Annotated in this window: 13 protein-coding genes and 1 pseudogene; 8 read left to right on the top strand and 6 right to left on the bottom strand. The window is 42.0% G+C overall.

Annotated elements, in window-relative coordinates:
* Nucleotides 1-169: 169 nt before the first annotated feature.
* The 3 genes and pseudogenes from ACTWPX_RS02065 to ACTWPX_RS02055 all read left to right on the top strand — a co-directional run bounded on the left by ACTWPX_RS02065 (nt 170) and on the right by ACTWPX_RS02055 (nt 3,141).
* Nucleotides 170-319, top strand: a complete 150-nt coding sequence (locus ACTWPX_RS02065; protein WP_164908549.1) for a hypothetical protein — start codon at nt 170-172, stop codon at nt 317-319.
* 144 nt (nt 320-463) lie between these two features.
* Nucleotides 464-1,750 carry a globin-coupled sensor protein gene (locus ACTWPX_RS02060; RefSeq protein WP_443118300.1) on the top strand — a complete coding sequence of 429 codons (1,287 nt, stop codon included), beginning with the start codon at nt 464-466 and terminating at the stop codon, nt 1,748-1,750.
* Between the two features lie 321 nt (nt 1,751-2,071).
* Nucleotides 2,072-3,141 (top strand): annotated as a pseudogene (locus tag ACTWPX_RS02055) (helix-turn-helix domain-containing protein).
* 133 nt (nt 3,142-3,274) lie between these two features.
* On the opposite strand, the gene ACTWPX_RS02050 reads toward ACTWPX_RS02055, so the two are convergent.
* The 6 genes from ACTWPX_RS02050 to ACTWPX_RS02025 all read right to left on the bottom strand — a co-directional run bounded on the left by ACTWPX_RS02050 (nt 3,275) and on the right by ACTWPX_RS02025 (nt 5,831).
* The gene (locus tag ACTWPX_RS02050) at nt 3,275-3,427 is read right to left on the bottom strand and encodes a hypothetical protein (protein ID WP_443118299.1); all 153 of its coding nucleotides are present in this window, start codon (nt 3,425-3,427) and stop codon (nt 3,275-3,277) included.
* 371 nt (nt 3,428-3,798) lie between these two features.
* Nucleotides 3,799-4,155: a DUF488 domain-containing protein gene (locus ACTWPX_RS02045; protein ID WP_443118298.1), complete on the bottom strand. Its 357-nt coding sequence runs from the start codon at nt 4,153-4,155 to the stop codon at nt 3,799-3,801.
* 67 nt (nt 4,156-4,222) lie between these two features.
* The gene (locus tag ACTWPX_RS02040; RefSeq protein ID WP_443118297.1) at nt 4,223-4,732 is read right to left on the bottom strand and encodes a hypothetical protein; all 510 of its coding nucleotides are present in this window, start codon (nt 4,730-4,732) and stop codon (nt 4,223-4,225) included.
* Nucleotides 4,733-4,747: 15 nt separating this feature from the next.
* Nucleotides 4,748-4,954: a hypothetical protein gene (locus ACTWPX_RS02035; RefSeq protein ID WP_443118296.1), complete on the bottom strand. Its 207-nt coding sequence runs from the start codon at nt 4,952-4,954 to the stop codon at nt 4,748-4,750.
* A complete protein-coding gene (locus ACTWPX_RS02030) occupies nt 4,951-5,400 on the bottom strand; it encodes a DUF948 domain-containing protein (protein ID WP_443118295.1) in 450 nt (149 codons plus the stop codon). The genes ACTWPX_RS02035 and ACTWPX_RS02030 overlap by 4 nt, the downstream gene beginning before the upstream one ends.
* A 23-nt stretch (nt 5,401-5,423) precedes the next feature.
* On the bottom strand, nt 5,424-5,831 hold the full coding sequence (locus ACTWPX_RS02025; protein WP_443118294.1) for a DUF948 domain-containing protein: 408 nt from the start codon (nt 5,829-5,831) through the stop codon (nt 5,424-5,426).
* Between the two features lie 525 nt (nt 5,832-6,356).
* Here ACTWPX_RS02025 and glgB point away from each other — a divergent pair.
* From glgB to ACTWPX_RS02000, 5 genes are all read left to right on the top strand, one after another.
* A complete protein-coding gene (gene glgB, locus ACTWPX_RS02020) occupies nt 6,357-8,276 on the top strand; it encodes a 1,4-alpha-glucan branching protein GlgB (RefSeq protein WP_443118293.1) in 1,920 nt (639 codons plus the stop codon).
* Entirely contained in the window at nt 8,266-9,423 is a 1,158-nt protein-coding gene (locus ACTWPX_RS02015; protein WP_443118292.1) for a glucose-1-phosphate adenylyltransferase, read from the top strand. The genes glgB and ACTWPX_RS02015 overlap by 11 nt, the downstream gene beginning before the upstream one ends.
* A gap of 15 nt (nt 9,424-9,438) precedes the next feature.
* Complete coding sequence (gene glgD, locus ACTWPX_RS02010) at nt 9,439-10,545, top strand: glucose-1-phosphate adenylyltransferase subunit GlgD (RefSeq protein ID WP_128525306.1); 1,107 nt, start codon at nt 9,439-9,441, stop codon at nt 10,543-10,545.
* Nucleotides 10,546-10,650: 105 nt separating this feature from the next.
* Nucleotides 10,651-12,081 (top strand): glycogen synthase GlgA, encoded by a 1,431-nt coding sequence (gene glgA, locus ACTWPX_RS02005; RefSeq protein ID WP_443118291.1) that lies wholly within the window; start codon nt 10,651-10,653, stop codon nt 12,079-12,081.
* A gap of 29 nt (nt 12,082-12,110) precedes the next feature.
* Entirely contained in the window at nt 12,111-14,549 is a 2,439-nt protein-coding gene (locus tag ACTWPX_RS02000; protein WP_443118492.1) for a glycogen/starch/alpha-glucan phosphorylase, read from the top strand.
* The last annotated feature ends 27 nt before the right edge of the window (nt 14,550-14,576 follow it).

Here is a 14,576-nt window from a genome sequence, read left to right as displayed (position 1 = left end):
TAAGGGATAGTAAGGCTGAGATGAGTGGTTATTTGGAGGGGTTTGTGAAACGATGACCTTTTTCCCGACTGGTTGCTAAAGAGAATCGGCCATATATTTTCATGTATAATGTTCTGTTGTTTTTTGCAAACTAACCATGTAAGACATTGTCCTACACGAGGTGAAAATGATGAGTAAAAAAGACAAAAAGCCAAATCGTCAATTCAAAGAAACAAAGAACAAAGGCGAGCATAGAAACGGCCGTCTGGCTCAATTTAAAAATCATAGTACAGAATTCGGCGCAGAACCGAATGAGTATATTGATCGCGAGCGTTTATAAAAATCGCTCCGCCTCATAACAAAGTGTCTGTCCTTTATGAAGGGCAGGCACTTTTATTCATTCCTTACCCTTAAGAGTATTTCCCAAAAGTCGATATAAAGGCTAGAGCTAATTATAACTGGAAGATACTTAGGGGGATGAAATATGGGTTTATTTGCGACAAAGAAAAGAGAAAAAGAAGAAGCGGCACTGGGGGAAGGTTTAGTTGGTAAAATCCAAGTAGAGTCAGGATCAGATCTTGAAAAACAGTTTGAAATGATTCATTTGACGGCAGATGATTTGGCCATCTTAAAGTCCTTACAGCCCCTCGTCAGTAGTCATATCGATGAAGTAGTGCGTCAGTTTTATGCAAACTTGGAAAGTGAACCATCTTTGGAGCACATCATCAACCACCATAGTTCAGTAGAACGTTTGCAGAAGACGCTGTCCGTACATATTCAGGAAATGTTCAATGGGGTGATTGATGCGTCTTTCATCGAAAAACGAAAGCGGATTGCAAAAGTACACTTGAACATCGGCTTGAAACCGAAGTGGTACATGTGTGCATTCCAGGATCTATTGCTTTCTTTCATGAATATTTATCAACAGGAGCTGAGTGAAGCCCACTTCAGTCAAGCGATTCGCGCAACAACGAAGATCCTCAGCATTGAACAACAACTGGTGTTGGATATGTTCGAGGAAGAAGCGGAACAATTAAGGGAAGAGGAAATTGAAAAACGACGGGAAGCCTACCGCAGGGTCGATCAAATGTCTGAAGAAGTAGCTGCAGTATCTCAACAGGCCAGTGCTTCCACTGAACAATTGACCGAGCAGACAGAGAAGATTGTAGAGGATTCTAAAAATGGGTCCCAGGTGGCTCAACAAGTTGAACAACAATCATTAGAAGGAAAAGAAAGATTGGAAATTCAGCAAAAACAGATGAATGAAATTCAAAAAAATATTAAAGAGATCTCGGATGATATGGAAAAATTGAAACACGTCGCCGAGGAAATCAGTAAAATTGTTACAATCGTTTCGTCCATTGCCGAACAGACAAATCTGCTTTCCTTGAATGCTTCCATCGAGGCAGCAAGAGCCGGGGAACACGGAGCAGGGTTCACAGTGGTGGCAAATGAAGTCCGAAAACTGTCCGAGCAGACGCAGAATTCTGTAGCAGAAGTATCTGATTTAATCACTTCGACAAGTGGGCAAATCCATAGTGTTTCCAGCAATGTCGGAAGCATTAATGAAATGATTTCAGAAGGAACCGAGAGTATGAATCAAATCAATCACTTCTTTACAGAAATCGTAACCGCTATGGGCCAGAACAAGTCATATAACGCCGGGATTGAAGGAGAACTTGAACAATTCGCCCATGTAATCCAGGAAATCAACGGAGCTGTATCCAAAGTGGCTTCTTCTTCTCAACGTTTGACAGAACTGACGGAGTGACCCATAGAAATAGGTCGTTCACCTAAGTAAATTCCCACGCAGTTGCTGAAAAATGTAAAGAACAAGCAAATAACATACTAAAATACAGGATTTTCAGGACTATAAAGAACAAACAAAACGCTTGGAATAATAGATCCAAGCGTTTTGTTGTTTATTCCTTTGTTATACTAAAGACGCCGTTTGTATTAAGTAATCTTCTTCACAAACGCCCCCTTTTATCCTTTATTTATGTACAGTAATGTTACACATATATAGAAATCACAATAAATATCAAAAGTATGAAACACAATTCACTCATAATGCATGTTGGGGGGGAGATTAATGAATATTGCATCTATGATAGATTGGATAGAGACAGGCTGAAAAGTAAATTCTCGTTAGATGAACTTGCCAATGATATGGGATATTCCCCTTATTATTGTTCATTTAAATTTCACCAATTAACAGGTTTGAATATTAGGCGGTATATTCGTCTTAGAAGGTTGTACTTGTCTACAGAAGATTTAGGAAGCGGGAGGAGGATCATTGATATTGCTTTTGATTATCATTATTCTTCACAAGAAGCATTCAGCAGGGCGTTTAAGAACGTTTTCGGCATAAGGCCTGGAGAATATCAACTCACTAAAACGCCTGTTCAATCATTTAACAAACTCTCTATACATAATAAAGGGGAATGGTGCGGAATGGGTTTTTCACGAGAAATGAGGGTTAATCAAATACAAAGCGAAACCAGTGATTTTTCTGATGAACATGTACTGAATATTGTGAATGGTCAGGTTTTGTATGATGAGTTTAAAAATAACAAAATCATGGGGGATTCAGATTACGCTCCTTTTAATGAAGCTATGTGTGTAAATGCCACTACCAGGAAGATATTCAATGAGGAATTCATCAAAACAAGAGCTGCGGGGCACCATGTACTAGTTGAAGATTATATCAATAAGGTGATCGCCCCTTTAAATGAACTCTTTAATAACACATATAAATATATCATTTTGTGGTTCGGCGAAGATATGTTTTGTCAAATGAACCTTCTTACTCTTCTTGGTTACCTTGAACAATCCGAATACAGGGGGAAAGTTTTCTTGAATAGCTTTAGAGAAGATGAATTTAAGGTAACACAAACAGAACTTGAGTTAGGTAATTATTTTACAGTATATGATGACGTCCTATTAAACCAGCAAAAAACGTCCGTAAAAGTAATTCCCGTTATGTACCAGGCCATAGATCTATACTTAATGATGCTTGAAGATGATAATCCAGTAATGAGGTATATCAAGAAAAATAACAACTTAGTGACATCTGAATTAATTAAAAGGTTAATTGATGTTTTTCCAACATTAGGATATGGAGATGTGCAATATAAAAAACTTATTAGTAAAGTTGAATAAGCCCCCTCTTTCCTCATATGGGATCGGTTTTGTTGCTTTGCTTGGAGAAATGGGGTCTTGGAAATAGCTCGCTTTCCGCCGAGAAGACGGCAAGCCTCCTCGAGCTAAAAGCGAGGCTATTGAAAAACCCTTTTTAATCTTGAGAAGCTGTTGAAGTTTGTTGTTGCTTCTCACGAATCGCTTGTCGGTGGATGCTTGCCGCGGGCACGGCCTCAGCTAACTTGGTCAAGAAGATCACTTGACCAAGTGGATCTTCGGCTCGCGCTGTTCCCGCAGGCGTCACCACCGAACGCTCATCGTGGAATCAACAGAGGCCAATCTAAAAAGAGTGATTTCCTTTGATTATAAAAGAAGATCACTTTCCGTGTACAAGGGGCGGTGGCGATATTCACCGTTAATATCAATACGAATACTAAAGCTCATGGAGAAGGAAGATTCCTATAAAGAAGCCGAGTTAAATGATAAAATTGTCCAACTCGACTACTTTATTTGATGCATAACTCAAAAAGTTGAAGTTCTTCAGAGGCCACCTAAAAGCTCTCCTGGATCTCGCCAGTTCCCCGCAGGAAAACAAATTGTTTCAAAGCCACCCCTATCTCTTATTCGATAACGAACCTCCACTATCCCGGAATCAAGTCTTCTATAATACTTCGGTTTTCATTCTTTCTCGAGCCAATCTTTCAATACCACCGCATGGTTGTGCTGCTCATCTTTTGCACCGTACAGAAGAATGACCCTCTGGTTTTCCGCTTTTTCCTTTAGTGCATTTAACAATTCTTGGGCTTCAGGGGACTGGTTTATTTCCTCCAGATATTTCTCCTTAAAACCTTCAAATTTGTCAGCATCGTGGTCGAACCATTTTCTTAAATCTGAACTCGGGGCGATGATTTTCGTCCATTTATCCAGCTGGGCTTTCTCTTTTGAAATACCTCTAGGCCATACGCGGTCGACAAGGACACGATAACCACCTAATATTTTTTCTTCATCATAAATACGTCTTAATAAGACTGACATTTGTATTATCCTCCTGCACGAAGAAGCGCTGCATATTTTTATATGCAGCGCTTCTTTAACAGACTATTTAGCGCTGGTGGTTTATTTCAGCGACTTTCTCACGAGTTTGATCGGTATTTTCTTCATTTGAAGGTTCAGCTAGCTCATCCTTCGCTTCTTTCGCTTTATCTCCCGCTTCCTGCAAGTCTTCTCCCGCATCTTTGGCTGTCGATACGATTTCTTCGGACTCTTCTTTGATATCTTTTGCTTTTTCGGTAATTTCTTTGCCCTGGTTATTGAAGACTTCCTGAACGGTAGCGACAGCTTCGTTTGCCACAGATACGAAATTGCGGACACGTGTAACCAGGTCATCTTTTTTCGCTGATGGATCTTCCTTCACCTCTGAAGCATATCCAGATACAGCGTCCTTGGTAGAACGGGTACCTTCTTTGAGACGCTTTCTTTCACTGGGATCTTTGATGAGAATGAATGCGCCACCGATCAGTGCTCCTGTTAAAATGGCGATCGGTAACTTTTTGTTTCCTCGTTTTTGGTTTTGTGGTGTCGTTTGATTTACATTCTGATTTTGATTTTCCATGGTTAAAATCCCCTTTCAGCTTTTGTTTTTCACAGCTTCCGTTTCGAGTTTGTGTTTGGTGGATTGGATATCCTGGTACTGGGTCATCCCGCATTCATAAAATTCTGCTTTCTTACGGTTGAATTTCATTTTAGTCACAGATGGTTCATAAATCAATGTTCTTGCTATCAGGCCACCTACAATGCCAGCAGACATTCCGATGATCCATTCTGTGTTTTTCATGTTGTCGACCTTTCCAGTTGAACTGATTTCAATGCCTTACGTCTTTGAGAAAGGTAATAAGTCAGGGCGAGAGCACCATAGATACCACGCCAACCTTCTTCGTTGATTTTTTGTTCACCTTCGTGCGTGCTTTGCTTAATGGATGCGGTCATGTCGACAAGCGAGGAGGTCAGTTTCCTGGAGGACTCTCCGATATCACCGACGATGTAAAACAACGGGCTGAGTGCGCGAATCTTCTCGTTGACATCAGCCAGTGTATCATTACTATTGTGCAGTACGCCTGTTGTCTCTTTCATCACAGAGTCCAGCTGATCCGGCAGTTGATCCACTGTTTTACGGACACCGCCAAGAACTTTCGCTAGATTATTCAAGGCTTTGATTAAGAAAATAGACACGATAGCAAAAGCGATTCCGATGATAAGCACACCGATTCCTAGATAATCCATGAGTAAAACCCCACTTTCCTAATTTACTTCTTTCTTTTCCATTTCAAATATAATTCAATCGCAGCATCGCCCCAGCGCATGGCTTTCGCGACATTTTCATCCTTCTCGTGGGAAGCGTGGGCGACACTTTCAGACACACCCTGTAACGAATGGTTGACGTTACCGACGGTGGAGCCGACATTATTCAGTGTTTCAATCAATCCATCGAGTGTTTGCGTTTTGGTTTCGATATCTGCTGCTATGTTGTTTGATTTCTTGAGTAAACTTTCTGATTCTGTGGTGATGCCCTGCATCTGGCCTTCTACTTTTTCTAATGTGTTCGATACGCTCGTCATCGTACTTGAGGCAGCTTTCAAGGTTTTGACGACATAGATGCTGATGAAGGCAAAGGCAATTGCGATAATAAGTAAACTTATTCCTGCTAATGACATGAGTGTTCACCTCTTTATTAAGTCGTTCCTAGGCTATACCACTAAATATTTTTCTCGAAACTATTTTCAAGGATTTTAACAGATGAATAGTTTTCCAATTGTAGGAGGAACTGAAGTGAAGAAGGATGTCTTCTATTAAAGAAGGATCAACACTCTTTAAGAATGAAGGGGTCTGGGATCAGAAAAAAGAAAAGGATCGTGTGAAATTTTTCATCTTTTCAGTGAAAATCCTCGCTTTTTCAGATAGGAATTAGAAATGAGTGGTTTTTCTATATAAATAACGGGGAACACATATTTATGCAAGCGCTTACTTATAAACATTTATATAACAATAAGTCTAAATAATCAATATGTATAAAAATTCGATAAAATACGACAAAACTTTCAGAAAATTTCTAACAATTTTAATTGTAAAAGCTCTGCTGTGATTTTATGATGAATATAGGCGAAAGAAAACGTTCTTACACTTTATATGCGCGTGAGTCTTTCAAATTGAACAAATTTAAAGGGAAGAGGAGTGTTGGTGTGGTTCAAAATACAACATTAGAGCATGATATCTACTTGTTTCATGAAGGGAACCTCCGATATAGTTATCGACTTCTTGGTGCTCATTCTGAAACAAGGGATGGCGTACAAGGCATCCGGTTCGCCGTATGGGCTCCAAACGCTGAGCAGGTAAGCGTAGTGGGCATGTTCAATGAATGGGACGGCAGAGAGAACCCGATGGAGAGAATTAATGAGAACGGGATTTGGATGGCTTTCATTCCAGGGTTGGAGAAAGGGACGATGTACAAGTATGAAATTTTAACTTCCCACGGCCACCTTCGTCTGAAGTCAGATCCTTACGCTTTTTCAAGTGAGCTTCGGCCGGACACCGCATCTGTGGTCTATCCATTAGATGACTATGAGTGGAAAGATGAAGAGTGGATGAAGGATAGAAAAGCCAGAAATCCTTATGAATCACCGATGTCCATCTATGAACTTCATTTAGGCTCTTGGAAATACATAGAGCCCGAAGTTTATTATAACTATCGCGAATATGCAGAGATGGTCATTCCTTATGTCAAAGACCTGGGCTATACCCATATTGAACTTCTGCCTTTGACGGAGCACCCGTTCGACCGTTCGTGGGGGTATCAGGCCACAGGTTACTATTCCGTTACCTCCCGTTATGGCACTCCTGACGATTTTAAATACTTTGTCGACCAGTGTCACAAACATGGGATCGGTGTCATATTGGATTGGGTGCCCGGCCATTTTTGTAAAGATGAGCACGGTTTGAGACGTTTTGACGGAGAAGCCCTCTATGAATATGAGAATCCCAGTAAAGCGGAAAAGACACAATGGGGCACCCTCACATTCGATTTTGCAAGGGAGGAAGTCCAAAGTTTTCTTATCTCCAACGCCATCTATTGGTTAAATGAATACCATCTGGATGGATTGCGGGTGGACGCAGTCGCCAGCATGCTGTATTTGGACTTCGGCAAAAACGATGGGGAATGGGAACTGAATGAATACGGCGGACGGGAGAATCTTGAAGCTGTTTCATTTATTAAGAAAATGAATGAAGCGGTTTTCGACGAATCCCCAGATGTCCTGATGATGGCAGAAGAGTCGACTTCCTGGCCGCTTGTCAGTTCGCCGACATACATCGGTGGTCTCGGATTCAATTATAAATGGAATATGGGATGGATGAATGACATGCTGAAATACATGGAAATGGATCCCATCCACCGCAAACACCATCACAATTTAATTACCTTTTCACTTTTTTATGCTTTTTCAGAGAACTTTGTATTACCGATTTCCCATGATGAAGTCGTTCATGGTAAGAAATCGTTATTGAATAAAATGCCGGGAGATTATTGGCAGAAGTTTGCTAACTTACGAGCATTTCTGGCATATATGTATGCCCATCCCGGGAAGAAACTCATGTTCATGGGAGGTGAATTCGGCCAATTCGATGAGTGGAAAGATTTAGAGGATTTGGATTGGGAGCTGATGGATTATGATTCCCACGCCTCCATATTGGATTACACGAAACAATTGCATCAATTGTATAGAGATATGCCGGCTTTATGGGAGCTCGATCATAAGGAAGAAGGATTCATGTGGATCGACCCTCATAACTACGATCAAAGCATTATTTCCTTTGCTCGCAACAGCCGCACTTCAAATGATCAGCTTATAGTCGTTTGTAACTTCACGCCGGAAGTTTACCACGATTACAAAGTTGGAGTCCCGAAACACGGCTCATACAAGGAAATTTTCTCGAGTGATGCGGAACATTTCGGAGGTTCAGGGCAGATGAACGGTTTGCCTTTGGAAGCAGCAGCCTCTCCATGGCAAGGACAAGATCACCACATAACCATGACGATTCCCCCGCTCGGTGTGAGCTTCTTGAAAAGAACTTCAGTATCCAAGGAGGAAAATCATGAAAAATAAAGAATGCGTAGCGATGCTTCTGGCTGGTGGTCAAGGAACCAGACTGAAGTCACTGACCAAACAAATTGCAAAACCAGCTGTTTATTTTGGCGGGAAATACCGGATCATCGATTTTCCGTTAAGTAATTGTACGAATTCAGGCATCGACACGGTCGGTGTACTGACTCAATATGAGCCTCTCATTCTGAATGATTATATCGGAATCGGGGATACATGGGACCTGGATCGCAAGCACGGAGGAGTTTCAGTGTTGCCGCCATTCATGCAGGCAGAAGGGGGAGGCTGGTACACAGGTACAGCCAATGCCATCCACCGGAATTTGAAATTCCTGAATCAATATGAGCCAGAACACGTGCTTATCTTATCAGGGGACCATATTTACAAAATGGATTACAATGCCATGCTCAATCACCATAAGGAAACAGGGGCAGATGCCACAATCTCTGTCATTGAAGTTCCGTGGGAAGATGCGAACCGGTTTGGCATCATGAACACAGATGAAGAAGGTAGAATTACAGAGTTTGACGAGAAACCTGAATATCCGAAGAGTAATCTCGCGTCAATGGGTGTTTACATTTTCCGTTGGGACGTCCTCAAGCAATATTTGATCGAGGATGCGGAAAAAGAAAATTCTTCTCATGATTTCGGGAAAGATATCATCCCTGCTCTTCTTTACGATTATAAAAAGATGATGGCCTATACATTCGAAGGATATTGGAAAGATGTTGGCACGGTCGAGAGTTTGTGGGGAGCGAATATGGATTTGTTGAAGAAAAATCCAGAGCTGAACTTGAATGATCAAAGGTGGCGCATTTATTCGAAAAACCCTAACCAGCCTCCGCAATATATTGCACCTGCGGCGACGGTGAAGAACGCACTGATCAATGAAGGCTGCCGCATATATGGCACGGTGGACACCTCAATCATCTTTTACGACGTTCACGTTGGTGAATCGTCAGTGGTGAAGGATTCTGTCATTATGCCTGGCGTGAAAATCGGCAAGAACGTGAAGATTCACCGGGCGATCGTCGCTAAAGGAAGTGTGATCGAGGATGGAGCAGTCATTGGTGACCCATCTCCAGACAGTGAAATCACACTTGTAGCGGACGAAGGAAGTGTGCTTGCTACTAGTTTTGCTACCAACTGATAAAGGGAGGATTTTATGGATCGTATAGCTGGAATCATTAATTTGGATCACGAACAAGATATGATGGATGAATTGACCTACTTCCGTTGCGGGGCTGCTGTTCCTTTTGCAGGCCGGTATCGGATGATCGATTTCACCATTTCGAATATGACTAATTCACGAATTGAATCCGTTGCCGTTTTTGCCCGGAGGAAATATCGTTCACTTATGGATCATCTTGAACAGGGCAAGGCATGGGATCTTGATCGCAAACGCGGCGGGTTGTTCATTTTACCACCCGATTGGAATGATCCTACAGACATCTCTAAAGGGGATTTACAACATTTCCACAACAACATAGACTTTATCAACCGCACCCTCGCGGATTACCTGGTGGTGTCGGGGTCTCAAAATATTTGCAATATCAATTTCCAGGATGTACTTCAGGAACATAAAAAAGCTGATGCAGATGTGACGGTCATATATAGTAAAGTGGATGAACTGTATCCAGAGCACCAGCGGGCACATAAGCTGGACATCGACGAAAATAACCGCGTGACTGCCATCCATAATGACCACAGCAGCACGAATGTCTATATGGATATGTATATCATTGAAAAAGATTATATGTACGAGTTGATCGAAAAGTGCATTGCACATGGATGCTCCCACTTCTTTTTGGATGGAATCAAAGCAAAATTGCCGGAGATCAATATTCATGCTTATGAATATACCGGTACACACGCATTGATTAATTCGATTGAGAGCTATTACCGGAACAGCTCCAAATTATTGGATGCGACTGAGCATGACAATCTGTTCAAAGATGAAGCACCAGTATTCACCAAAATTAAGAATGAAGCGCCTTCAAACTATACCGAAACATCGAGTGTGAGGAACACGATGGTAGCGAATGGCTGCGTAATAGAAGGACATGTAGAAGATAGTATCCTCTTCAGGGGCGTCAAAGTAGCTGAAGGAGCAGTCATCAAGAATTCAATCATCATGCAGCGCTGTGAAATAGAAGGGGACGCAGTCCTGGAAAATGTGATCTTGGATAAAGATTGTAACATTTCAAATGGTAAAACGTTGATCGGTGCTCCTGAGAAGCCTTATGTCGTAGCAAAAAGAAGAACAATGTAACACACCAATAAAAGGGACTGTCTAGATTTCAACCCTCTGGCAGTCCCTTTCATGTAATCATCCGTCACAGGATGATGATGGACAATAACTAAGGAGTGGATGGACATGAATGTATTGATGATTGGTTCTGAATGTGCACCTTTTATAAAAACCGGCGGGCTTGCTGATGTATTAGGTTCTCTGCCCCAAGCATTGAAGAAACAGGGAAATGATGTACGTGTCATCCTTCCGAAATATGAAAATATGAGTGATGTCTGGAAAGAACAGCTGACCCATGTAGATGAGCTCAACATCACGCTTGGATGGCGTAACCAATATGCGGGTATTGAATATATAGAATACGAAGGTATCCCTGTGTATTTCATAGATAATGAGTATTACTTCAAACGTTCCAACTTATATGGGTATGACGATGAAGCAGAACGTTTCGTTTTTTTCAACCGGGCCGTGATGGAATGGATCACTTCGATGGAATGGACACCAGACATTCTTCATTGTCACGACTGGCAAACAGGCTTGATTCCGGTGTTTCTACATACCCATTATAAAGAGGTTGAAAAACTTCAAGGTATGAAAACCGTTTTCACCATCCATAATTTGAAGTATCAAGGTGTATTTGCTCAGTCTGTTTTACACGATTTGATGGATTATGATGAAAGCATGATGAGAGACGATGCCTTTGAATTTTTTGGTGACATTAACTTCATGAAAGCCGCCTTGAATTATGCGGATTTTGTCACAACGGTTAGTGAAACCTACGCAAAAGAGATTCAAACTCCTTATTATGGGGAAAACCTAGACGGAGTATTAAGAAAAAGAACAGATGAATTAATCGGAATTGTAAACGGCATTGATGATCAAAACTACAACCCTATGAAAGACGATGCTCTCGCATTCCCATTTCGCAGTTCTTTGATCAAAAAAGCCCAAAATAAAATGTGGCTGCAGGCAGAGGTAGGTTTGCCGGTTAGGAAAGATGTGCCGGTGATTGGCATCGTTTCCAGACTGGTGGAGCAAAAAGGGTTCGATTTGATTGGACGAATAATTGATGAGCTGCTGTACCATGAAGATGTCCAAATCGTCTTGCTTGGTACAGGGGAATATCAATATGAACAGATGCTTCAATGGGCCCAGGACAGACATCCAGAGAAAATGTCTACGAATATCCGCTTCTCAGAACCTTTTTCCCGACAGATTTATGCGGCTAGCGATTTCTTTCTCATGCCCTCCCGTTTTGAACCATGTGGTATCGGTCAGTTGATTGCATTGCGGTATTTGGCTGCACCGATCGTCAGGGAAACAGGGGGACTTGTGGATACGATACAGCCATATAATACAGAGACGGAAGAAGGGAACGGATTTTCGTTCACCCATTACAACGCCCATGACATGCTGTACACCATTCGTCGAGCTATTGAAACCTATCAGGGACCTGCTACATGGCAAAAACTGGTGAAAAATATTTGCAAGAGTAAGTTCACATGGGAGAACTCGGCTGATCAGTACATGGATTTATATCAATCTATGTTCCGTTAGCAGAGGTGACAGGAGGAACCTTAATGGTGATGTTCAGTGACAAAGAGGAATTCAAGTCAGAGTTTAAATCGCAGTTAGAAGAAAAGTTGGGGAAAACCGTAACGACAGCGTCTGATTTCGATACGTATCGAGCTTTAGGCGGGTTAATACGGGAGAAAATCAACAAAAATTGGTTGAAAACCGATCAAGGATACCGGGAGAACAAAAATAAGCAAGTGTACTATTTCTCGATGGAATTTTTGATGGGTCGCCTGCTCGGCAATAATTTATTGAACATGAATGTTTTGTCTCTTGTTGAAGATGGCCTCGATGATCTTGGCTTGTCCCTTTCAGAATTAGAAGAGAAAGAGAGCGACCCTGGACTTGGTAATGGTGGGTTAGGCCGATTAGCTGCATGTTTTCTCGATTCATTGGCTTCCTTGAATTTAGCTGGACATGGGTATGGACTCCGGTATAAATATGGGATGTTCGATCAACATTTCATTGATGGAAAACAGGTGGAGCTTCCTGACTACTGGCTCTCTAAAGAGTTTATCTGGGAAGTCCGCCGTCCGGAAGAGGCGATTGAAGTCCGCTTTGGCGGTCACGTCTCATCTACGAAAGATGAAAATGGAAAACTCCACTTCAAATACGAGGATTATGAGCCCATCAACGCTATTCCTTATGATGTCCCTGTGGTAGGTTACCATAATGAGACAGTCAATACGCTTCGGTTATGGTCAGCTGAACCGACGATTGAAAACACGGTAGCTAAAGCGGAAAAGGAAGGGGAATTTGGACACTTCCTTCAACACAAACGTTCTTTAGAAGCGATCTCAGAGTTTTTATATCCTGATGATTCCACAGCCGAAGGGAAGGAGCTCCGCTTGAAGCAGGAGTATTTCTTAGTATCAGCTGGTGTGCAATCGATTGTGCAATCCTTTGAGACGCTGGGTCTGCCCTGGTCATCATTCCCTGAGAAAGCAGCACTTCATATCAATGATACACATCCGGCCCTTGTCATACCTGAATTGATGAGAATTTTAATGGATGAGAAAGGGGTAGGATGGGAAGAAGCGTGGGAAATCACGCAGAATTCAGTCTCCTACACGAATCATACGACATTGAGTGAAGCATTGGAGTCCTGGCCTGTAGGGCTTGTGCGCTCATTGCTGCCAAGAATTTTCATGATTATCGATGAGATCAATGAACGCTTTTGTCAGGCATTATGGCGCACATATCCAGGAGACTTCGACCGTATCGCAGATCTTGCCATCGTAGCAGATGGGCAGGTGAAGATGGCCCACCTCTCAATTGTAGGCAGCCATAGCATCAACGGTGTAGCAAAGCTTCATACTGAAATACTTAAGAAAAGAGAAATGAAACGTTTTTATGATACATTTCCTGACCGGTTCAACAATAAGACGAATGGCATCACTCATCGCCGCTGGTTGATGCATGCGAACCGCCCGTTGACTTCTGCTATTACAGAAGCGATTGGTGAAGATTGGATCAGGCAGCCGGGTCAGTTAACGAAATTGCTTAACCGAAAAGATGACCTGCCTTTTCTTGATCGACTCCATGATATTAAACAAAAGAATAAAGTAGATTTATCTAATTGGGTGCAAGAGACCCAGGGAATTGCAGTCGATCCTGAATCTATTTTTGACGTCCATATCAAGCGACTCCATGGGTATAAACGCCAGTTGCTTAATGCTCTTCATATTATGCATTTATACAATGAATTGAAATCGGATCCAACACTGGATATCGTGCCGCGGACATTTTTCTTTGGAGCGAAAGCGGCTCCGAGTTATCATTTCGCGAAAAAAGTGATTCAACTGATCAACCGAATCGCAGATGTGATCAATCATGACCCTGATGTGAATGAATATATAAAAGTAGTGTTCTTACCTAATTACTCTGTATCGATAGCGGAACGCATCATTCCTGCGAGTAATGTAAGTGAACAAATATCAATGGCCACGAAAGAAGCGTCAGGCACCGGAAACATGAAGTTCATGATGAATGGAGCTTTAACTCTCGGCACGATGGATGGAGCCAATGTAGAAATTCACGAGCTGGTAGGGGATGACAACCTCTACATTTTCGGTTTAAGGTCCGACGAGGTGTGGGATTATTACCGAAATGGCTCTTATTCATCTAAAGCAGTCTATGAAAATGATCAACGTGTACGTCATACTCTTGATCAGCTGATTCATTATAGTCCATTCTCCAAAGGGGAGACGGAGTTCCAAGAAATCTATGATGCTTTATTGACGTATAATGATGAGTATTTCGTGTTGAAGGACTTTGCAAGCTACCTGCTTGCTCAACAAAAAGTAAGCCAGGACTATCAGAGGAAGCGTCAATGGAATCTGAAAAGTTTAGTGAACATTGCCCAATCCGGGGTCTTCTCAAGTGATCGTACCATCCAGGAATATGCCCGCGATATTTGGGACATTCAACGGGTTACTACGTTGAAGTGAGTTTTTTTAGGAGGGACGGTTCAGTGA

Origin of the sequence: Halobacillus sp. H74 (assembly GCF_052246715.1) — a bacterium.
GTDB classification, from domain to species: Bacteria; Bacillota; Bacilli; order Bacillales; family Halobacillaceae; genus Halobacillus; species Halobacillus litoralis_A.
The sequence above is the reverse complement of the archived record's forward strand: the minus strand, read 5'-3'. Positions and strand labels throughout refer to the sequence as shown.